The sequence below is a fragment of the Leisingera daeponensis genome (genome assembly GCF_019801465.1).
Classification (GTDB): domain Bacteria; phylum Pseudomonadota; class Alphaproteobacteria; order Rhodobacterales; family Rhodobacteraceae; genus Leisingera; species Leisingera daeponensis_A.
Window position 1 is genome coordinate 34936 of sequence record NZ_JAHVJA010000014.1, and the last position, 19641, is coordinate 54576.

The window sequence follows — 19641 nt, forward strand, 5'->3', positions numbered from 1 at the left end:
GCTGGCGAGAGCTAAGTTCGGGTTACACACAAAAAAGGAGACCCGTCATGTCCTTCGAGCGCTTCACTGGCGAGAATGCCGCAATGCTTCTGGTCGATCATCAGGTCGGCACGATGGGGTGGGTCAAATCGATCCCATATGAAGAGTTGAAGCGCAACGCGATCATGCTCGCAAAGACAGCCAAGATCCTTGGCATGCCGGTTGTGCTGACCTCGAGCATGGAAGAGCATGCGCAAGGGCCGCTCCTGAGCGAGCTCAAGGAAATCCTGCCTGACCAATTTGAAACGCGGATCAAACGTCTGGGCATTGTCAATGCCATGGACGACGAGAATTTTGCGGCCGCAGTCGCGGCGACCAACCGCGAGAAAATTATTCTGGCTGGCGTTACCAACGATGTCTGCACCGTTTACCCCGCTTTGACCCTCCTTGCAGATGGTTTTGACGTTCAGGTCATCGCGGATGCCGGCGGGTCGCCCTCCAAAATGGGCGATGAGATGGCGCTGCGCCGGATGGAGAAAGGCGGGGTAACGCTTAGCAGCACGAACCAGGTCATTGCTGAACTGGCCGGAAGCTGGGCAACGCCGGAAGGAGAACAGCTCGTTCAGGTGATGGTGGAAGCTTTAAACAGCTGACGCCAGAGATAGCGCAGCGCGCACTGTCAGAACCGCAATACCAATCTAAGCCCGCCGTGGCCGGCATATGCTGGCCGCGGACCAAACCGGAGTGCCCGAAATGCCCCGTAAACCGCATATACTGATCCCCAGAGACCGCAAGCAGGCCCATGGCAGCGGCTGGTTCCGTATCGAGATCCTGTATCCTGGCCTTTTTACCGGGGACCGCGACAGCGGCATAGGGACACTCGGGCGTATCGACGACGCCCGCGTAACGCCGGGACATATTGTTAAGATGCATCCTCATCGCGATGACGAGATCCTGACCTACCTGAGATCAGGCATGCTGGAGCACCGGGACACAGTGGGTGTTCCGGAAGCGGTTACCCCAACACGGCTGATGCTCATGAATGCCGGTGCGGAGTTTCAGCACGAGGAGCGTGTGGTTGCGGAAGGCGGGCCTCTTCGAGCCCTGCAAATATTTCTGCGGCCGGAAACTCCCGGCCTGAAACCGCAGGTTCAGTTCCACGACTTCGGAACGGCAACCTCCGATGGGGAATGGCGTTTGATCGCGGGGCCCGAAGGCGAAGCTCCTCTCGAGGTTCGCAGCCGTTCCTGGGTTGAGGATGCCCGTTTCAAAGCTGGCAACGGCTACCTGCTGCCGGAGCCCTACAGCACCGGGCTGACCCGGATGCTGTATGTATTTGACGGAACCATAGAACTTGATGGCCACCGTCTCACTGCTGGCGGCGCGGCAATTCTGTCCGGGGACGCTGCAAGCTTCAGCGTTGAAGAGCACGCCGAGCTTGTCCTCTTCAGCACGGACGAAGCTGCCCCGGTGTTCAAGAGCGGCAAGTTCAGCGGCAACAGGCTGCCCGCTTAAACCGGAACCAATCGGAAAAGAACCATGACACAACAAGTTAACTTGTCGCATGAAACGGCCGTGGTGAACGGCCTGCGTTTGCATTACGTGATTGCAGGCTCGGGTGATCCTCTGGTCCTCCTGCACGGATGGCCGCAAAGCTGGCGCGAATGGCGCCATGTGATCCCGGAACTCGCGTCACGTTTTACCGTAATTGCTCCGGACATGAGGGGTTTCGGGGACTCTGATAAACCCTCGGGAGGCTATGACAAGCGCACCGTTGCCCGGGATATCCGCGAATTGGTGCATGTCCTCGGCTTCCGCGAAATCCACCTGGCCGGGCATGATCTCGGCATGATGGTTGCCTATGAGTATGCCGCCTCATATCCGGCCGAAGTCCGGCGGCTGGCCGTTCTGGAAGCCGGCCTCCCTGGATTGGGGCTGGAAGCCTTCCTGGACACTGCGAAGTATCCGCACCTCTGGCATTTCGGTTTCTTCAACGCTCCCGGTGTCGCGGAAACGCTCATAGCCGGGCGGGAGAAACTGTTTCTGTCGCACTTCATCAGGCATCTTGCCTATGACCCTTACGCCGTCACCGGCGATGACCTCGATGAATACGCGGACCGGATGAGTGCGCCCGGCGCTTTGCGGGCAAGTTTTGAACATTACCGGGCCTTTCCGGCTGATGCCCTCAACAATCAGGAAAACGCCCGCAAAAAGCTTGCCATGCCCGTGCTTGGCATAGGAGGCGATCACAGCCTCGGAGAGCACGTCGGCAAGTTAATGGAGCCCCTGGCTGACCAGGTTTCCACTGCTGTCGTGGAACGCAGCGGTCACTGGGTCCCCGAAGAACAACCCGAACAGCTGGCCAATCTGCTGACCGGCTTCTTCACCCAGCCCTAGTCTATGACGAAACACAAAACACGGAGAAGAACGATGACTGCACTTATTCGCAACCCCGGCGACGGCAGAATGGCAGGCGTGGCAGGTGACATCTACACGATAAAGGTCAGCGGATCGGAAACCGGAGGGTCTGTTGCTCTTATCGAAGCCATTGTGCCGCCGGGAGGCGGACCGCCGCCGCACCGGCATACCCGCGAGGATGAAACTTTCTACATCCTCGATGGAGAGCTTGAGATTGTGGCTGACGGGGAAAAGGCCACCGCAGGCACGGGAGCGACAGTTCTGCTGCCAAAAGGATCGGTCCACCAGTTCAAGAACTCAGGAAAGACAGCTGCGCGTATGCTGATCCTCGTGGCGCCCGCGGGGCTGGAAGAGTTTTTCGCCGAAGTCAGCCAGGAACCAGGCACCTTCTCGGAAAACAATCCGCCTGCCATCGACCCGTCGCAAATCGAGAAAATGCTGGCGCTCGCCCCCGAGTACGGCTTGGAGATCATTCCGCCGGATCATTGACCCCCCCAACGTAAGAGCGGTCCAGATAGCTTTGCCGCAGGATCATGTAGGCCGAATGAGCTGAAAACGTATCGGGATATTGGAAAAGGAGCGCCGGTTTCATGAACAGCCGCCCCACCGCAACTTTGGCGGTTGCCTTCTTTGGCACAGTGCTTGCGACCTCGTCTGGAGCCGCGGTAGCTTTGGTCCTTGCCGATGTGGCCGCAGGATTCTCTGTGAGCCGGGATCAGGCCCAATGGTTCTCGACTCTCTACTTAATCGGGCAGGCAATTGCGATTCCAATCGCCTTTCCTCTGGCAGCAGCGATTGGCGCCTCCCGGGCAATGGCGTTTTCTGGAACCGGCTTTGCACTAAGTTCGGGTCTTATCGCATCGGCGCATAGCCTTGAAGCCGCGTGCTTGGTCCGGCTCATTCAAGGCGCCTTCGGAAGCCTTTTGCCTGTTCTGTTCATGTCCCTGATAATGAGGAATTTCACGCCTGGCCGCGGTCAGATCGAAGGTCTTGCTCTCTTCGCACTGTCTACAACCATCGGGGTCGGATTTGCGCCTGCTTTCGCCAGCTTCAGCCTTTCGTTTCTGGGATGGCAAGGGCTTTTTCTCATCGCAGCTCTACTGGCTTTGGGCTATGCAGCAGCGGCCAAGCTGCTTGAACGTCCACAACCTGCTACAGCCGAACCTTTCAGGCAACTCGACTGGCTGAGTGCAGGGCTTCTTGCAGTTGGCCTCGCGGGAATGATAGTTGCGCTGGACCAAGGAGAACGGCGTTTCTGGTTCGACGACCCGACTATCGCAACCGCGTTCGGAATAGGTGTTGCCGGCATACTTCTGGCTGTATTCTCAATGAGAACCGCAACTGCCCCCCTTTTTGACGGGCAGCTTGTTAAGAGGCCGACATTCGCTCTCGCTATTTTGATGGCCTCGTGCTTTCGTTTTGCCATTCTCATAGCAACTTTTGTTGGCCCCCAATATCTGTCCCGGATACAGGGCTTTAGGGTCGAGCAACTGGCCTCTGCACTGTTTCCAATGGTGCCGTCCACTCTGTTTGGTGTTCTGATAGGTTGGCTTCTGGTCCGGGCAGGTATGCCACGCCTGGCTCTTTCTACCGGTATTGCGCTCTTCGCAGCCGCTGCTTTCGTAGCGGGTAATCTCAGTCCTGCTTGGGCGGCGGATGAATTCCGCATGATCGCAATTCTGTCCGGTTTGGCCCAAGGGGCCTTCAGCGTTGGTGTGCTACGTTATGCGACTTTTGGAGTTCGGCCGGAGCAAGGACCGACGGCAGGCGGTCTGTTCAATTTGACGCGCATTATAGGCCAAGTGGGCGGAACCGCCGCAGTTGGCCGGTTGATTACTGTGGCCGAGGCAAACCACTCAGCCACACTGGTCAGTTCACTTACACCCGCCGACGGCGAAACGATGTCGCGGTTGGCTGCGTTGGCAACTGGGTTCCATTCATGGTCCGCAGATGCGACCACAGCATCAATGCAGGCTGCTTCCGTCCTCAAATCCCAGATCCAGGCACAGGCGTTCGTCCTTGCATATACAGATGCGTTTATCTGTTTGTCCCTGATACTCTTGGCCGCTGCAATTCTGGTCTGGGCATTCCCCAATCTATCGAGAAACTCCCAAGGACGGATCCTGCTATGATCGATACCCCAGCCCCCCGGGCGACCGAAGAGACAGGCCGGCGCGAAAGTGCGGGGCTGCGCGTAGTAATTGCCATGCTTATTTTTAGCATGATCGGCGCGGGCATTTGGTACGGGTACCGTTTTTTCAGTGTCTACACCCCCTACGCGAGAACAAATAATGCAAACGTCGATGGTGACATCACGTGGATTGGGCCTAGAATTCCAGGCTATGCCATAGAAATTCTGGTTTCCGACAATGAGCGTGTATCACCCGGCCAGGCGCTGGTGCAAATTGATCCGCGCGATCTACAGGATACACTCCGCGAGGCAGAAGCTGGGGTTGCACAGGCGCAATCGGCTATTTCCCAGAACGATGCCGACCGCGACCTGCTGCATGCGGATATCCTAGTAGCGGAAGCGGATCTGGAAGCTGCACGCGGCACTCTTGAGAGAGTAGAAACGGACTATGCACGTGCGGAAGAACTCCGGAACCGCGGAGCCGGCACCGAACAAACCCTTGACCAGCGACGAGCAGAGTTGATTGAAGCCCGATCCTCTGTCGATCAGGCAACAGCGCGGCTCGAATTTCAGAAGACCCGCACGCGTGTCATCGAGGTTAACCGGGAAAAGGCGGAAGCCGATCTCCAAGCCGCACTGGCTGCGGCAGATACAGCTCGGCAGCGGCTTGAAGATACGAGGGTTTGGGCGCCAATAGCAGGACGCGTTTCAGCCCGGAACATTCGATTGGGAGAGTATGTCAATACAGGCCAAAGATTACTGGCAATTACCCCGGAGAACCGTTTGTGGATCACCGCGAACTATACTGAGACTATGATTGGAAGAATGAAGCCTGGCGATCGTGCAATGATCACCGTCGATGCCTTGCCTGATGCAATTTATTGCGCGACGGTAGAAAGCATCTCGGCGGCCTCGGGCGCCAACTTCGCTCTCATCCCTCCCGATAACGCGACCGGAAACTTTACAAAGGTGGTTCGCCGTTTTCCGGTTCGATTGATATTGGACCCGGACCAGGAGCACCTAGATCAGTTGCGGGTCGGCATGTCTGTTAGCCCCACGGTTGCCTTCGGCAGCAACGCAACAGGGCGAAGCAGCGCATCGGTTCTGTCCAACCTGCTATATTGGCGTGGCAGAAATTTTGCATGTGAAACCGATGTTCCCGTGGGAATACCAGCGCTTCACCGGCTGAGGCTTCCTGCGGATGCCGACGTGTTCAAAACGCACATGTTTCCTGCTGAAAAAACTGAATAAGGCTATGGCGGAACGACTATGGCTATCTCCACAGGTCAACTGCCTGCAACCGTAGCCGCTGCTTCTTCGATCAGAGCGACGACGGCATCGGCTTCAGATGCCATCGAAGCATGACCGGCATTGAGCGTGATTGTCTTTTTCGGTTTCATCCGTTCGGCGAACCATTCTTGAGTTGCGGGCGGGATCATGCGGTCTTCCGATGAGATTTGATACCAGCACGGTTTGACCTTCCACGCTGGCGGGCCGGACTTATCATCAAAGCAGCGCGCTGCAATTGGCTTTTGCGATAGCGCCATCACGCGCGCTTCGTCAGCGTCAAGGTCCTGACAAAAATCGGGATGGAACCGTTCGGGATCGATCCAAAGGAATCCGTTGTCGTCGGGACGAATGGCAGCCGCACCCGGGGGAACATCGCGCAAGCCGAATAAGCTGCCGGGGTTTTCGCCCTCGTCGGGTGCGAAAGCCGCGATATAGACGAGACCAACGACATTCACGGCGTGTCCCGCGCCAGTTATGACCATGCCGCCATAAGAGTGGCCAACCAAGAGGGTAGGCCCTTCCTGCGCCTCGGCGAGTTTGGTGGTTCGGTCAATATCGTCTGGCAGTGAAGTCAGAGGGTTCTGCACCGCGGTAACCTTGTAGCCCTTTTTGTGCAGCCTCAGGATCACCTTGCCCCAGTGCGAGCCATCGCCCCAGGCGCCGTGAACGAGTACGATATTCGGTTTCTTTGACATTGCAGTCCCCCCTTGCGAGGCCTACCGGCATTTCGGGATTTAGAAGCGATGCACAGTTTCCGGGCGGCGATTTCCACACGCTCCAGCTACGAATGTAGGGGCCGCCGAAGGTTGGCACAAGTCATGGAGTGTCAGGTCGCGGCGGCCGCTTGCGGCACAAGACCGGCATAACCTCGAAGGTGGCATACGCGACCGTATCTGGAATTCTAGATCTGACGGCAGGTGGCAGGTTCATTGAATATTTTGTTTGAAGCGGGTCGCGAGGCATCGGTATCGTCAATAAGTAACCCAGCCCGTGGTGGGAACCGGCGGCTGTTCTCCGGCCTGCAGGCTCTCCTGATGGCGAGGCTATTGGCAAGCCCATCGTGCTTGTACTGCGGGGCTGGCAACCGTCACCTCAAACCCAGCCGGCCAAAAAAATGATATACAGGAAGCTTGGATCCACTGGTGGATCGGCACCCAGGAAAGAGATGGGCGCGACTTACAAGGTTGGTTACTTCATTGGAAGCCTCGCCAAAGGTGCAATCAATCGCAAACTTGCGAAGGCCCTGTTCCGGCTGGCCCCGGAGGGCCTCGAGATGACCGAAATTTCCTTTAAGGACATGCCCCTCTACAGCTACGACTACGATTTCCCTGCCGTGACCCGCGGTTTCAAGGACGCGCTCGCAGCTGTTGATGCCGTGTTGTTTGTGACGCCAGAGTACAACCGCTCGATCCCTGGCGGGTTGAAGAATGCCATCGACTGGGCAAGTCGCCCGTGGGGGGCAACTCCTTTTCCCGTACGCCCTCCGGCGTCATCGGCACATCCCCGGGCGCCATCGGGACGGCAATCGCCCAGCAGAGCTTGAAAAGTGTCCTGAGCTTTTGCAATTCGCCCATGATGAACGCGATTGAGGCCTACATCCAGGTCATCCCGGATCTCATAACAGATGAGGCTGAAGTCGCGAACGCTTCGACAGAGCAGTTTCTCAAAAACTACATGAAGGAAGCCGCCGCTCGGATCGGATGCCAAAGCTATACCCCACCGCAAGCATGCGGATCATTATTTCAGGATCGACCGATGATCGGCCTGTGTGGCTGTAGAAACCCGCCAGATGCCCCCGGATGCAGTTCAGATCGAGATGCCGATAAAGTAGGAGTTTTTCAACGACACCGGCTCTTCCAGCTCTTGAGCCGCGCCAGGGGTGAACGGCCGCCCCCGAGATTGGGGCCATTCACCTGGTCGGGCTTGGACTGGCAGTGAGGCCGGACAAAGCGCCAATTCGCTGCGGTTGGCCGAGGTCTGCTTTTACCTTGGCTGAAGCCTACGGCGGCATTGGCTAGACACCAAATTGGCGCCGATACTCTGAGGCTGAAATTCCAGAGACACGCTGGAAAATCTTGCTGAACGCAGAGGGGTCCTTGTAGCCTACTTCCCACGCTATTTGATCCAAGGGGCGGCTGGTTAGTTCAAGAATACCGCGGGCTTTGGCAACACGGGCCTGTTGAATGTACTGTGTGGGGTTGAGCGACGTTGCTTTGGCAAAACGGCGCATGAAGGTCCGCTTTCCCAGATGTGCAAGATCAGCGAGATCGCCCAAGTTCAGCGATGCAGTCAGATCAGCGTGGATATGGTGCTGCACCCGCAAGATAGCCTCGTCCCCATGATCGAAATCCGGGATAAACTCGGTGAATGGAAGCTGGGTGGCACGCGGCGGCTGAACGACAAGAAACCGGGCCGTTGACAGCATCGTGCTCCGTCCAAAGAGGCGCTCGACAAGGGTCAGGCCAAGATCGGTCCAGGCGAGAATACCGCCCGCTGATATGACGTCACCATCGTCCAGCACCAGATTTCGGTCGGCTACTTCAATTTCCTGATAACTTTCTGCGAGGTGTTTGGCGAAAGCCCAATGCGTTGTCACACGCCGGCCTTGCAGCAATCCGCTTTCAGCCAGAACAAAGGCACCAGCACAGATCGAGCAAACGCGACTTCCCTCTTTGTGTTGCGCGCGAAGCCAGGCGGCCTCGCGGGGCATGGACTGCATCTGGTGGGGCATAACGATGCTGGGCGGAGTGATCACGTAGTCCAAGTGATGGATCTTGTTCGGATGGGTATCCCAGACGCACATGGGCTCCCCGTCTTCCTGGGCACGCCAATGCGTGACCCGAACCTGCCGCGGGTTGTCGCTACCTGCCCACTCGCCCGCAATCCGGAACAGGTCGGTCAGGCCGTAGATCGCGGACAACTGGCAGTCCGGGTAAATCAACAGGCCAATCTCACAAAGCAAGTCTTTTCCACTTCTGTCACTTTTGAGCCTCGTTTTGTCATTTGTGACAATCGTCGATCGCGACCCAAATTGCAACATTGGCCTCATCGAACAAGCTACGAGGACCCGATGACCATGACCCAAAACGAACCCACCAGGCGCAAAGTTTTGCAGGCGGGGGCCGCAACCACGTTGATCGCCGTGATGCCTGCCGCGCTTGCGGCTCAACCCCTTACTCAACAAGAAGGAGACATAATCATGTCCACTATTGAAACACGCGACGGCACCAAGATTTTCTACAAGGACTGGGGGCCAAAAGATGCGCAGCCCATCGTCTTTCACCACGGCTGGCCGCTGAGCGGCGATGACTGGGACAATCAGATGTTGTTCTTCCTCGCCAACGGGTATCGCGTGATTGCACACGATCGGCGCGGGCACGGACGGTCTGATCAGACGGACCTTGGCCATGATATGGCGACCTATTCCAACGACGTCGTCGATCTTGCGGCGGCACTGGATCTGAGAAACGCGGTCCATATTGGCCACTCGACAGGCGGCGGTGAAGTCGCGGCCTACGTGGCCAAAGCCGAGCCCGGCCGGGTCGCCAAGGCTGCGCTGCTGGGGGCCATCCCTCCCCTGATGCTGAAGACCGATGCCAACCCGGACGGTGTTCCGATCGAGGTATTCGATGGGTTGCGGGCCGGGCTGGCCGCTAACCGCGCGCAGTTCTTCCTCGACGTTCCGTCAGGTCCTTTCTACGGCTTCAACCGAGACGGGGCCGAAGTGAGCCAAGGTTTGATCAACAACTGGTGGCGTCAGGGCATGATGGGCAGCGCGTCCGCACATTACCAGTGTATCGCGGTGTTCTCTGAGACCGACCAGACTGAGGACCTCAAGGCGATGAACGTGCCTACCCTCGTGATGCACGGTGATGACGATCAGGTCGTCCCGATCGCAAACTCGGCCGGGAAGGCGGTGAAGCTTCTGCCGAACGGGACGCTGAAAGTTTACGAGGGTCTGTCACACGGCTTCTTCGCGACGCACCCTGATTTGGTCAACGCGGACCTGCTCAGCTTTGTTCAAAGCTAAGCTCATCGAAACGGGTCTCTTAAGGGAGGGCAGTGCTGCCCTCCCATACAGAATTGGAAAATAATATGGCTAGTAGAACTTGGTGCAGCAAACATCCGCACGACTGCGCACGCGTTCAAAAGCAACAAGAACGGGAGTGGCTCCATACACATGACTTAGCGTTTGGGCCACTGGATACCGTCGTCGCTTCAGTGATCGTGGGAACGTGTGTGCTGGCATTGCTTTGAAAAGTAGGCGACAGCTTAGGAGCGAGTATCAGGCGACACTCGGATTGGAGCAGCCCTCCGCCCGTATGCTCGCCTTTGACGCGAAAGCGGCCGTTCAGAGCATCTGCAGCATTGGTCGCTCAGGGCTCGAAGACAGTTTTCGCCGCTTTCGACGCGGAGGTCTGTTCCTGGGCGACAAACGGCAGCGTATCGGCCAAGACCCGGGAAGCTCAAGAGTTTACCCCACTTCACCGATGGCTGGTTCCAGAGCGCGCGCGCCAAGGTGATTGCGGCACCGGCATTCGGCGGCAGTGAGCCCATTGCGGTCACTGACCACCAGATAGGCCCTCGCACCTGCAGCAAGCTGCTACCGGCGCAAAGCGGACGGTTGGCGGACGGCCCTGATAAAGCGGGAGCTGCTGTGAGTTGGCGCTCGCGCACCAAGCTTGGGCGGCTCTTTTCTCCCGTCGAAGAACATTACTTCCGTCTCTAGTCGAAGCGCCGAGAAGCTCCACAAGCCAGTTGCGTCGAGCTGGTTGTTAGACTTAAATTTCGCTTCACGCTGTGACTCTGCAAGCTCTCAGAACAGAAACGCCGTCAGGGGCGCCCCAAAATGGGAAGACCATCTGCGGAAATTTCATAAGCTGTGAGTGAAGGAGTATGCAACGGTCACGTTCAGTCGTTTCATGATCCCAATAATGTTTCGACAAAAAAATAGTATCGGACCCGCCTAGGAGAATTTGCGGGATGTAGGCCGCCAAGAGATGGGAGTCCATTCTCAAAATTCTTTTCAAGAATATTTGTGACCAACGATCGGCGCGCCTGCAGGCGAGGATGATATGGGGCCGCCCCTCTTGGTGCATTGTTGTAAATACCAAGCTAGGAAGAATTGAGTGAAAATTCCCGACGCTTGGATGCGTGTTTCTGTCAAAATCAACGGGGATGGGAATGACGCCGCATCCAGCAAAAGGCAACTTTTTGAACTCAATGGAGGCAATCGCCAATTCATTCTTGGGGCCCCACACCTGATTGCCAAGAGAATTTACCCACCTTTCAGACATCTTGTATGAGTGTATCGAGGTTTTTAAATTGAAGGCTGAGGCGAAGGCGGTAAATGGGTCTTCGTTCTCCTTGGAAATGTTGTACATTTCTGGCTTGGACACCATCATAGCTCGGGCTTTGACTTCCTGAGCCCTCCTATATCGAATGAAGCAGAGTGCCCTCCAGAGAAGCAACGCTACATTCTCCATGTTTACCTCCGCATTCCTAAGTTCAGCCCTGTGAAAAACGGACTGCTCGCAGTCCTTGCAGTAGCCGGGGAACACAGAAGCATACCTAGCACCCAGCTCCTTCATGCCGCCAGAACTGGAAAACGGTGTGATCTTAGTTTGAAGGATTCTCCCGTTTTCATCGGCGAGAGTCGCCAAAATTCCGTTCTTCTGAAGAGCATGTGAGTTCCTTACTGCCACTCCGTGGCAATCGGGCGTGCAGCAAGGTAGGTCAACGGGGGCAGGCTTTTCGACAGAAATTGCGATTTTTTGCTCGAGGCCAAGAAAACGTTTATCCTTTAAAGTGCGCTCTTGAACATCCGCCTGCAGTTCAGCCAGGTGCCTTCCAATCTTATATCTTCTTGCCAGCTTGGCAGCCTCGCTAGCGGCCTTATAGGGGTCTAAAATATCCTCGACTTCGTTCGACAATCCCATAAGTGGTTTGAAGTCTCGAAAGAGATCTTTTCGATCGGCCCGTACGTTGATGTCGATGTGACCGTAGTCAAGTGTCGGAGGAATCATTTTTTACAATCTCTTTAGTCTTTGGTGAAAGCACTAGGCGCTCAAAGCAAGCAGCAATGCAATCGCTTGGCTTGAAGCGCTGAGATGGATGCATGCTGCGTCAGGTGCCTACTTCCGCTTTGGGTTGCGAGCTATCCAACGCGTTTGCAGCATCCCAGTCGTGCAGAAAGGGCGTCATGGGCTCGATCCGGCCGCCTGCTGCAGAAGGCGCAACCAGGTACTTGAGCCCTCAGCCGTCATTGTCCTGGGGGCGGCCCTTCGCTGGCGCGGCACCTCAGGCACAGCCCAGAGCGGTCATAGACAAGGAGTGCCGCTCCAAAGATACCGCCGGTGCGAAATCTTATGGCCCGCGCACCGAAAGCGGCCATCCAACCTCTCTGGCGCACCACGTCCAATGCTGCGGGAAGCAGCGGCGTCAGCGATGGTGCAGGAAGCTGACTTTGCAAAGTTTGGCGGGTGTCACCGAAGCAGACGTTGTTCGGAGACACAAAGAATGACGGGTGTGACCTTAAAATAGCCCTTTCTGCACAATGCATTTTCTTTACCAAGCAGTCTCTGCGGAGTAACTTCCACCAACAGGATTTCAACAATTGAATTGTGCAGCACATGGATTTCACCGGAATTATCAAAACGGCATTGGACAGGCTTAGCTTTTCAATCGGACTGGCCTCATGTGTTGCTAGTGGCTTCGCCGCGCTTTCACCATGGATGAACGCCAACCTTGATCCGAAGTACCTGGTGATCGCGTGGATCGTCTTTGTGTTTTCATCCGTCTGGGTGGTTGCAGAAATCGGTCGCTGGGCGTCTGGCCGCCTAAAGAGCCGCAAGAGATCGATCACGGCTGTTCGGGGAAATCTCTACATGGATATTTACCAGTTGCAGAAAAAGCAGGGTGGCCTAGGAGGTTCGCGCTGGGTTTTGGAACAGCCGTTCGAAGTTGCTTCTGAAATCGCCGACAAGTATGCGCGTTTGAACAAGCTCGGCATCAAGACCCCCGAGATCAATCCTGCAGCTGGGGAATGGGATTTTGACCTACACAACCAGTTCCTGACTGCAATGATGCCGTTTCTTACAAAAAGCCCGATGAAAGAGGTGAAGGCTCAAGCCCGCAAAATTCTGCGGGGTTTGCTGGCCTAGCGCGGTACCAATTTGGACATGAGGAAATCACATGTCAGAACGGACAAAACGGCAGCACATTGTACCCAGATTCTACCTGAGTAAATTTTGCGATGCAAATGGTAGGGTTTGGACATACGGGGCCAATATGAAACCGCTGGCAAGTGTCCCAGAGAAAACCGGTGTGGAAACCAACTTCTATTCGCCGATTGGTCCCGATGGTGAGCGCTATGATGAAATCGAAACGCTCTTGTCTCAGATCGAAGGCGGCGCTGCCCCGTTATGGGATGGCCTGTCAAACGGTCGAATGCCAACCGGTGAAGATCGCGAAATGATTTCGTTGTTTCTTGCGGCCCAATACTTGCGGTCGCCTTCTGTCGTGGGTGCAGGTGCCGAACTGGTCGGACATATCGCGCATCATACAACGCAAGTCTTGGTATCGCACAAAGAGGCGCATGAACGATCTGTAGATGATTTCGAAGCTGAAACTGGCGAAGCAAATTCGCCAGAAGAACGCGAATGGATGCGCGAATTCCTGAGCGATCCAGACAATTACAAAATCAGCGTTCTTCGTGCAGCAGGATTGCAGATGCTTGGGGGTATAGAAACGATAGCAAACATGTTCTTCAACATGACTTGGGTAGTTGGCCGAAGCAAAGACCAACACTTGATCACGTCTGATAGCCCGGTAACCCTCGTTTCTGATCCGGCCACACATCACCCGCTCTACGGTGATGCTGGATTTGCCAACAAGACGGCGCGGGTGCAGTTTCCACTGTCACCGGACCGTATGCTGGAAATGACTTGGCAAGGGAATGAGCGCGACCGCGTAGTCGAAATCCCCAAAATGATGGCCAGGGAAATGAATGGACGGCGTGCTTTCTATGCAGAGCGAAACGTCTTTGGAAGCCAGCGCGATGGTGGAATTCAAAAACTCTGCGACAAGTGGCTTAGTCGAGAAAAATTACCTAAGGTAACAACTGGTCGGGATACAGCAGAAGTCGAGGTAAAAAGAAAACTCTGATCTAAGCTTCAGGTTCCGGTCGCAGTGCTCGTCCTGAACTGCTGTCACTCCTGCTCGGCAGAATGAACGTCTGCTTCGACGTTTTGACACTTTGCAGGTCGACGACGGCTCCGGGGCTCGCTTGAGCCGATCACGGTCAGCCTAGGGCAGGCTGCTGCTGGCTTTTCGGTGCTGTGCCGCCGCATGGCGGCCCTTCGCTGGCGCGGCACGTCAGGCACAGCCCAAAGCAGCCGATCGCGCGAGGCGATGCCCTGACGAAGGGCGCACCAAAGAAATTCGTCACGGTTGGGGTAGAAGAAGTGCATGCCAAGAATTCGAGATCGGCCAACCATTGCGTCAGAATATGCTTAGCTTCTTCGCTATTTCAATACCCGAAACGCTAAGCTCAAAATTTACCTTTCTTGGAGCGCTTACTTCTCTAAAAGGACGCGCGGAGAATAGTGTTCGATTGTCAACAAGCTCTTTGGTCTTCTGCACCAGATCTGATACAATCATGTCAAGTCCGGCCTTGTTGACGTTGACCCCTCTACTAAATGGCTCATCGTCAAAGGCAATAGGAACTACCTTCGCTTGAATTAGGTTTAGCCTTAAAAGTTCAGATTTAGAGATATCAAGCTGAGCATCTCCTTTGATACCTGTCCAAAAGCCGTCAATCTCAAAGATTACTCGATCCTTTTCATCTGTGAGGTTTCGTTCATCCAGAGTTTCCTCGCTTTCGGTTAGAGGAAAAAACTCTTTGGTTCTCAATCTCTGAATTTTCTTATCCAGAAGAGCCATGTGATGCATTTTTGCGAGCAGAAAAAAAACCTTGGCAGCATCCGGGCTCATCTGCTCTAGGACTGAAGCGACTGATCTCGAAGACACCGCAGGTTCATCACTTTCGCTCATGGCGCCCGCTATAAGTCTGGCCCACAAGTCGGAAAGGTCAGCGTCGTCTTCCTTTGAAATCCCATCGAATAGAGCCAGCATATCCCCGTAAGGCAGGGGCTTCGCTTGGGATAAGTCTAGTCCCATCCTCTCAATGTGAGCTGCGGTTTTCTCGAGCCCACTAATCCAGTTCCTAATTCGCCAGAGCTTAACCCGGTCTCCAACCAAAGCCCCCCAAATGTCTGCCGAAGTGTCTTTAATGCCAGGCGTCAAGCCCCCAGCAGCGGCTGACAGTACCTTTGCTACCCCTGGGGGAAGGCCCTCGGAGATGCTCGCCAATGGATTTTCTTCACTTTGCATGCCAGCTGAACTCCTTCTAATCAATGATACAATGCACGTGATGATAGGGATATTGCAAACGGGGATATCCTCTAACTACCCGTTTCGCAGTGCCATAGGTAATTCACTATGCGGCTATGCTGTCTTACTGGAATTTCTGTTTCCACACAGTCCGGAGGGTAGTTTGCCAAGGTCGGCAACTTCCGATGTTCATCCCACCAAACCAAGGTGGCGGCCGACCGCTTCTTGCGCTGTAGCGCCAGACCAAGGCGAAAAATCCACCGTCCGCTTCCTGCGCATAGCGACCGCCCCTGATCGTTCGTGCTGCGCTTGCAGCGAATGGCCGGAAGGTCCCGCGATCTGTGAATTGCCTTCGTCAACTTCGCAGCGGCTCGCACGAACGGCAGTTTTCCCCGCCGCGCTGCGACACCCAAAGTTGCGCGGGTGCAGAAAAATCTGTGTCGCAAGCGCGCGCAGCAAGAACTCGCCTCGTCCGGTGTGGGCTCGATCCGACCCACCGCTGCGCCGCGAACACAGGTCTGCTCAGGATTGGCGAACGGCAAGAGCCGCCCGCCAAGGTGGTTCAAATGTCGATTTGCTCGGCAATGCTCAGCGCATCTTCGAGTTCGACGCCAAGGTACCGTACTGTGCTGTCTACCTTGGTGTGTCCGAGCAGAAGTTGAACCGCTCTTAGATTTCCGGTTTTGCGGTAAATCTCCGCTGCTTTGGTCCGGCGCAGAGAATGGGTGCCGTATCCGCTGGAATCCAGCCCAATCGCGGCCACCCAATCCCTCACAAGCCGGCCATATTGGCGCGTTGAGATATGCAGGCGGTCATGAAACCTGCTGGGAAACATGAAACGGCAGCCGAGCATCTCCGGTGACTTGATCCATGCGGCAATGGTATCCCGCGTGTTTTCAGAGAGTTCAAACTGAACGGGCCGCTTGGTTTTGCTCTGGATCACAGATACGCGTTCGCGAACGCGATCGTCCCTCACCAGGTCGGTGACGGCCAGTTTCACCAGATCGCATCCGCGAAGCTTGCTATCAATTGCCACATTGAACAGCGCAAGATCGCGCAGGTTGCCCGCCAGTTCGAGACGCGCGCGGATCGCCCAGACCTGTTTCGGCAACAGTGGTCGTTTCTGGCCGATGATCCGGCCCTTGTTCCAGGCTCTTCGTTTCGGGGTGACAGCGGGAAGTTGGACTCTTGGCATAGTTTGCCCTCCAATCCTCCCGCCAAACCCAGACATCAGCACAGCGCTGACGCCTCAGTTTACTGGTGGTTTGAATGGCCGTTGTCAGGTTGTGTGTTCTTTGGGAAACGCCGCGGATGCATTGGGCCGGTCTGAGCCCAACTCGGTCATAGCGATTTCGTGCTGCGCGCGCTCGCAGCACCAGATGTGCTGCAGCTGCTGAAAAATGGCGCTGCCGTGCAGCGCGGAGATCGGCCATTCATCGACTGTGCAGCAATTTTCGGATAGCCAATTCACAAGTCGCCGGACAGAGCCGCCATTGAAGGCGTATTCTTGAACAGCAGCTTTTCCATCCAATTTCATGGCTGCGCTATGACATTAATGGAAGCCCGTCGTTTGTCGACACTGGACGTCTGCAACAGCCGCGCCTTAGTTTGCTCATCATGTAAAGGCCTGGCCGTCTTGGCTTGCAGTATTGAAACGCCGCCGCTCTTCATCCATCGCGGTGCGCCATTCGGCCTTTAACAAGTCCATCCGGCGAGGAATTTTGTCGGTCAGGATGCCGCCATCGGTGATCCGCTCAGTCCGAAAGTACCGAAAACCGCGCCGCAGCTCGCACCACGCCGCCACGATTCGGCCGTGGTCGCGGTAGCCCAGGAATATCGGCCAGATCACGCGCTCAGTCAGCGCACCATTGGAGCCGCGATAGGTCAAGGCGATCTTGACCCGGCGTTGAATGGCGCGGCGTATCTCCGCCGCACCAAGCACTTCCGGCGGCTGATCCACCGGCGCGACACTGATTGCAGGCTCAACGAATAAAGTCTCAAAACCGGAGGGTGCCACGGTTTCGATCTTGGACAGCAATTTCCCGGCCGCGAGGGCCAGTTCCGGCTCCCCGCGGGTCTGAACCCATTGCGCACCAAGGATCGCAGCCTCAATCTCATCGGAGGTGAGCATCAATGGCGGCATATGAAACCCCGCCTCCAAAATGTATCCGACGCCTGCTTCGCCGTGGATCGGGACGCCTTGCGCCATCAGGGCGGCAACATCACGGTACACCGTGCGCTTGGTGACGCCGAGCTCATGACCGATGGACTGCCCGGAGATCGGGCCTTTCGCCCGCCGCAAGATTTCAATGATCTCAAACAGCCTGTCTCCGCGCCGCATCATCGCTCTCCTTAGGTCCACTGCATCCATGCTGACACCATGGTGACAATATGCTGTCAGCATGGGCGGGGTATTGGTGGGCCGTCAAACTGAATCGAAAGGAAATTCTGATGCCCATTCAAGGAAGCTGCGCCTGCGGCGCCGTCCGCTTCGCGATTGAGGGCGCGCCGTCTGCCGTGGGCACATGCCATTGTTCGCGCTGCCGGAAACTCGGCTCATCAACGATTGTCTTCGTTGCGAGGAAGCAATTCAGCTTGCTCAGCGGGGCGCAGCAAATCGAGACAATTGCCCCCCGTGCGCCCTACACCTACACGCGTTCTTTCTGCCGGTGCTGCGGCACGGCCCTAGGCGAGCCTCTGTCACCTGATGCGTCATTTCCGATCAATGCCCATTGTTTGGATGACGACCCGGGGATTCCCCATTCCTTCCATGAATTCACCGAAAACCGCCCCTCCTGGGACACGCAGCCCGAAGCGTCCGGGGCAATACCGGAGACTATCCGATGAAGACGGTCTGCGCGCTCGCCCTTTCCGCATATCTGGCTGGATCAATCGGCGTTCAGGCACAAAACGCCACATCCCAGGACGCCATCCTGGCCATGGGCGCCTATGTGCCAACCGACGACATGCCGTCATCGGAACAGTTCTACCGCACGCTATTCGATCGCCAACCAGTCATTCAGCTCGATGACTTCATCGCTTTCGATATTGCAGAGGGATGGTTCGCTATAGTGTCACGCGAGCGCTACGCTCCCGATGCCGTGCCCGGAACCGGTGCGGTCCCCTACCTTCAATCCGGGAACCTCGTGACCCTGCAAGCCCGTATCGCCCAGGCAGGAGGTACCGTCCCGGAGATCATCGAAGAGCCGGGCATTCACCTCCTCAAGATCAGCGACCCAAACGGCCAGTCGATTGAGTTCTTCATGTTGACCAGCCGATGAGGCGCGGCGCGATGGGAAGAACAGCCATTCCTTTATGTCCCGGCTTCGGTTGAATTGGGCTCTGAGGGTGAGTTCGCTGCTGTCAGGGCAAATGGCCGGCTCTGGCTGCCTCGTCTATCGCTGCGCTGTCAGTGCGCCGCCGGATGGGCGAGGAAATTGACATTTTCTGCATTCAGACCGATATAGCCTGCATGGTTGAGAAGGACATCCACATTGTCGCCCGGTTGGCCGGTATCCCCTTGGCGGGATGCCGGGATGCCAATCACGCGAACTGACCACGCTGATTGCCAGCCTCGGCCTCGCCCTTTTGGACGAGGTTGTTAGGCGTGGAAACGTGCCTCGTCCTCCCCTTTATCTGGAGACAAACATGGCACAGAATATCTACGACAATCCCGATTTTTTTGCTGGCTACAGCCAGCTTCCCCGGCAGGTTCATGGGCTGGACGGTGCGCCGGAATGGCCGGCAATTCAAGCACTGTTGCCCGGACTGTCAGGCAAGCGCGTGGCGGACCTGGGCTGCGGCTTCGGCTGGGCAGCACGCTGGTTCCGCGGTCAGGGGGCTGCTTCAGTTCTGGGGTTTGACCTGTCTCAGAACATGATTGAACGTGCGAGGGCTGACACCGAGGATTCCGCAATCGAATACCGGATTGCTGACCTGGAAACGCTTGAATTGCCCGAGGCGGCGTTTGATCTGGTCTACAGTGCTTTGACCTTCCACTACGTGCAGGATTTTGAACGGCTGATCCGCATGATCCATGCGGCTTTGGCGCCTGGCGGGGATCTGGTCTTCACCATCGAGCATCCGATCTTCATGGCAGCCGCTCGTCCGCAATGGATACTGGACGAAGACGGCCGAAAGACCTGGCCGGTGAACGGCTATTCTATCGAGGGCGAACGCCGTACGGACTGGTTCGCCAAGGGGGTACTGAAGCACCATCGGACCTTGGCATCCACTCTCAACACCTTGATTGGAGCGGGTTTCGAATTGCGCCGGATGGAAGAGTTCGCGCCCACACCTGAACAAATTGCGGATATACCGGACCTGGCCGAAGAACTGGAGCGGCCTATGATGCTGCTGGTTTCGGCACGCAAGATCTGATCCTACCGCCGCCCAGTCTAATCGCTTGGGCGGCGGGTTTGCCAATGACT

20 protein-coding genes and 1 pseudogene are annotated in these 19641 nt (G+C 56.3%); 13 read left to right on the top strand and 8 right to left on the bottom strand.

Features of this window, described 5'->3' with window-relative positions:
- Positions 1-47: 47 nt before the first annotated feature.
- The 6 genes from KUV26_RS20535 to KUV26_RS20560 all read left to right on the top strand — a co-directional run bounded on the left by KUV26_RS20535 (position 48) and on the right by KUV26_RS20560 (position 5779).
- Positions 48-632 (top strand): isochorismatase family protein, encoded by a 585-nt coding sequence (locus tag KUV26_RS20535; RefSeq protein ID WP_222509781.1) that lies wholly within the window; start codon positions 48-50, stop codon positions 630-632.
- A gap of 100 nt (positions 633-732) precedes the next feature.
- Positions 733-1494 carry a pirin family protein gene (locus KUV26_RS20540; protein WP_222509782.1) on the top strand — a complete coding sequence of 254 codons (762 nt, stop codon included), beginning with the start codon at positions 733-735 and terminating at the stop codon, positions 1492-1494.
- 60 nt (positions 1495-1554) lie between these two features.
- The gene (locus tag KUV26_RS20545; RefSeq protein WP_222509783.1) at positions 1555-2376 is read left to right on the top strand and encodes an alpha/beta fold hydrolase; all 822 of its coding nucleotides are present in this window, start codon (positions 1555-1557) and stop codon (positions 2374-2376) included.
- A gap of 33 nt (positions 2377-2409) precedes the next feature.
- Entirely contained in the window at positions 2410-2886 is a 477-nt protein-coding gene (locus KUV26_RS20550) for a cupin domain-containing protein (protein WP_222509784.1), read from the top strand.
- Positions 2887-2987: 101 nt separating this feature from the next.
- Positions 2988-4529 (top strand): MFS transporter, encoded by a 1542-nt coding sequence (locus KUV26_RS20555; protein ID WP_222509785.1) that lies wholly within the window; start codon positions 2988-2990, stop codon positions 4527-4529.
- On the top strand, positions 4526-5779 hold the full coding sequence (locus KUV26_RS20560; protein WP_222509786.1) for an HlyD family secretion protein: 1254 nt from the start codon (positions 4526-4528) through the stop codon (positions 5777-5779). The genes KUV26_RS20555 and KUV26_RS20560 overlap by 4 nt, the downstream gene beginning before the upstream one ends.
- Before the next feature lie 35 nt (positions 5780-5814).
- Here KUV26_RS20560 and KUV26_RS20565 read toward each other — a convergent pair whose 3' ends face one another.
- Positions 5815-6513 carry an alpha/beta hydrolase gene (locus KUV26_RS20565; protein ID WP_222509787.1) on the bottom strand — a complete coding sequence of 233 codons (699 nt, stop codon included), beginning with the start codon at positions 6511-6513 and terminating at the stop codon, positions 5815-5817.
- 470 nt (positions 6514-6983) lie between these two features.
- On the opposite strand from KUV26_RS20565, the gene KUV26_RS20570 reads away from it, so the two are divergent.
- The gene (locus KUV26_RS20570; RefSeq protein WP_261400013.1) at positions 6984-7361 is read left to right on the top strand and encodes an NADPH-dependent FMN reductase; all 378 of its coding nucleotides are present in this window, start codon (positions 6984-6986) and stop codon (positions 7359-7361) included.
- 138 nt (positions 7362-7499) lie between these two features.
- Here the strand turns inward: KUV26_RS20570 and KUV26_RS20575 are convergent.
- Together KUV26_RS20575 and KUV26_RS20580 are read right to left on the bottom strand one after the other, a co-directional pair.
- Positions 7500-7640 (bottom strand): annotated as a pseudogene (locus KUV26_RS20575) (transposase); the annotation flags it as partial.
- Between the two features lie 192 nt (positions 7641-7832).
- Complete coding sequence (locus KUV26_RS20580) at positions 7833-8759, bottom strand: GlxA family transcriptional regulator (protein ID WP_222509788.1); 927 nt, start codon at positions 8757-8759, stop codon at positions 7833-7835.
- Positions 8760-9017: 258 nt separating this feature from the next.
- Here KUV26_RS20580 and KUV26_RS20585 point away from each other — a divergent pair, with 258 nt between their 5' ends.
- On the top strand, positions 9018-9848 hold the full coding sequence (locus KUV26_RS20585) for an alpha/beta fold hydrolase (protein WP_222509828.1): 831 nt from the start codon (positions 9018-9020) through the stop codon (positions 9846-9848).
- A gap of 763 nt (positions 9849-10611) precedes the next feature.
- On the opposite strand, the gene KUV26_RS20590 is transcribed toward KUV26_RS20585, so the two are convergent.
- The gene (locus tag KUV26_RS20590) at positions 10612-11844 is read right to left on the bottom strand and encodes a hypothetical protein (protein WP_222509789.1); all 1233 of its coding nucleotides are present in this window, start codon (positions 11842-11844) and stop codon (positions 10612-10614) included.
- 606 nt (positions 11845-12450) lie between these two features.
- Here KUV26_RS20590 and KUV26_RS20595 point away from each other — a divergent pair.
- A complete protein-coding gene (locus tag KUV26_RS20595) occupies positions 12451-12981 on the top strand; it encodes a hypothetical protein (RefSeq protein WP_222509790.1) in 531 nt (176 codons plus the stop codon).
- A gap of 31 nt (positions 12982-13012) precedes the next feature.
- Positions 13013-13984, top strand: a complete 972-nt coding sequence (locus tag KUV26_RS20600; protein ID WP_222509791.1) for a DUF4238 domain-containing protein — start codon at positions 13013-13015, stop codon at positions 13982-13984.
- A 336-nt stretch (positions 13985-14320) separates the two neighbouring features.
- Here KUV26_RS20600 and KUV26_RS20605 read toward each other — a convergent pair whose 3' ends face one another.
- From KUV26_RS20605 to KUV26_RS20620, 4 genes are all read right to left on the bottom strand, one after another.
- Positions 14321-15211: an Abi-alpha family protein gene (locus KUV26_RS20605; protein WP_222509792.1), complete on the bottom strand. Its 891-nt coding sequence runs from the start codon at positions 15209-15211 to the stop codon at positions 14321-14323.
- Positions 15212-15773: 562 nt separating this feature from the next.
- Entirely contained in the window at positions 15774-16406 is a 633-nt protein-coding gene (locus KUV26_RS20610) for a tyrosine-type recombinase/integrase (RefSeq protein WP_222509793.1), read from the bottom strand.
- An 84-nt stretch (positions 16407-16490) separates the two neighbouring features.
- Positions 16491-16748 (bottom strand): hypothetical protein, encoded by a 258-nt coding sequence (locus KUV26_RS20615; RefSeq protein WP_222509794.1) that lies wholly within the window; start codon positions 16746-16748, stop codon positions 16491-16493.
- Between the two features lie 78 nt (positions 16749-16826).
- A complete protein-coding gene (locus KUV26_RS20620) occupies positions 16827-17552 on the bottom strand; it encodes a helix-turn-helix transcriptional regulator (protein ID WP_222509795.1) in 726 nt (241 codons plus the stop codon).
- Positions 17553-17662: 110 nt separating this feature from the next.
- On the opposite strand from KUV26_RS20620, the gene KUV26_RS20625 reads away from it, so the two are divergent.
- The 3 genes from KUV26_RS20625 (at position 17663) to KUV26_RS20635 (ending at position 19591) form a co-directional block, all read left to right on the top strand.
- Positions 17663-18058, top strand: a complete 396-nt coding sequence (locus tag KUV26_RS20625) for a GFA family protein (RefSeq protein WP_222509796.1) — start codon at positions 17663-17665, stop codon at positions 18056-18058.
- Positions 18055-18492: a VOC family protein gene (locus tag KUV26_RS20630; RefSeq protein WP_222509797.1), complete on the top strand. Its 438-nt coding sequence runs from the start codon at positions 18055-18057 to the stop codon at positions 18490-18492. Before KUV26_RS20625 ends, KUV26_RS20630 begins: the two co-directional genes overlap by 4 nt.
- A 247-nt stretch (positions 18493-18739) precedes the next feature.
- Positions 18740-19591 carry a class I SAM-dependent methyltransferase gene (locus tag KUV26_RS20635; RefSeq protein WP_261400015.1) on the top strand — a complete coding sequence of 284 codons (852 nt, stop codon included), beginning with the start codon at positions 18740-18742 and terminating at the stop codon, positions 19589-19591.
- The last annotated feature ends 50 nt before the right edge of the window (positions 19592-19641 follow it).

Bases quoted from the DNA above. Each gene is read 5' to 3' on its own strand.
- KUV26_RS20560 (WP_222509786.1), top strand. From the start codon at position 4,526: ATGATCGATACCCCAGCCCCCCGGGCGACCGAAGAGACAGGCCGGCGC.
- KUV26_RS20540 (WP_222509782.1), top strand. From the start codon at position 733: ATGCCCCGTAAACCGCATATACTGATCCCCAGAGACCGCAAGCAGGCC.
- KUV26_RS20590 (WP_222509789.1), bottom strand. From the start codon at position 11,844: ATGATTCCTCCGACACTTGACTACGGTCACATCGACATCAACGTACGG.
- KUV26_RS20535 (WP_222509781.1), top strand. From the start codon at position 48: ATGTCCTTCGAGCGCTTCACTGGCGAGAATGCCGCAATGCTTCTGGTC.
- KUV26_RS20550 (WP_222509784.1), top strand. From the start codon at position 2,410: ATGACTGCACTTATTCGCAACCCCGGCGACGGCAGAATGGCAGGCGTG.
- KUV26_RS20625 (WP_222509796.1), top strand. From the start codon at position 17,663: ATGCCCATTCAAGGAAGCTGCGCCTGCGGCGCCGTCCGCTTCGCGATT.
- KUV26_RS20585 (WP_222509828.1), top strand. From the start codon at position 9,018: ATGTCCACTATTGAAACACGCGACGGCACCAAGATTTTCTACAAGGAC.
- KUV26_RS20620 (WP_222509795.1), bottom strand. From the start codon at position 17,552: ATGCGGCGCGGAGACAGGCTGTTTGAGATCATTGAAATCTTGCGGCGG.
- KUV26_RS20600 (WP_222509791.1), top strand. From the start codon at position 13,013: ATGTCAGAACGGACAAAACGGCAGCACATTGTACCCAGATTCTACCTG.
- KUV26_RS20630 (WP_222509797.1), top strand. From the start codon at position 18,055: ATGAAGACGGTCTGCGCGCTCGCCCTTTCCGCATATCTGGCTGGATCA.
- KUV26_RS20565 (WP_222509787.1), bottom strand. From the start codon at position 6,513: ATGTCAAAGAAACCGAATATCGTACTCGTTCACGGCGCCTGGGGCGAT.
- KUV26_RS20610 (WP_222509793.1), bottom strand. From the start codon at position 16,406: ATGCCAAGAGTCCAACTTCCCGCTGTCACCCCGAAACGAAGAGCCTGG.
- KUV26_RS20605 (WP_222509792.1), bottom strand. From the start codon at position 15,211: ATGCAAAGTGAAGAAAATCCATTGGCGAGCATCTCCGAGGGCCTTCCC.
- KUV26_RS20615 (WP_222509794.1), bottom strand. From the start codon at position 16,748: ATGAAATTGGATGGAAAAGCTGCTGTTCAAGAATACGCCTTCAATGGC.
- KUV26_RS20555 (WP_222509785.1), top strand. From the start codon at position 2,988: ATGAACAGCCGCCCCACCGCAACTTTGGCGGTTGCCTTCTTTGGCACA.
- KUV26_RS20570 (WP_261400013.1), top strand. From the start codon at position 6,984: ATGGGCGCGACTTACAAGGTTGGTTACTTCATTGGAAGCCTCGCCAAA.
- KUV26_RS20595 (WP_222509790.1), top strand. From the start codon at position 12,451: ATGGATTTCACCGGAATTATCAAAACGGCATTGGACAGGCTTAGCTTT.
- KUV26_RS20635 (WP_261400015.1), top strand. From the start codon at position 18,740: ATGCCGGGATGCCAATCACGCGAACTGACCACGCTGATTGCCAGCCTC.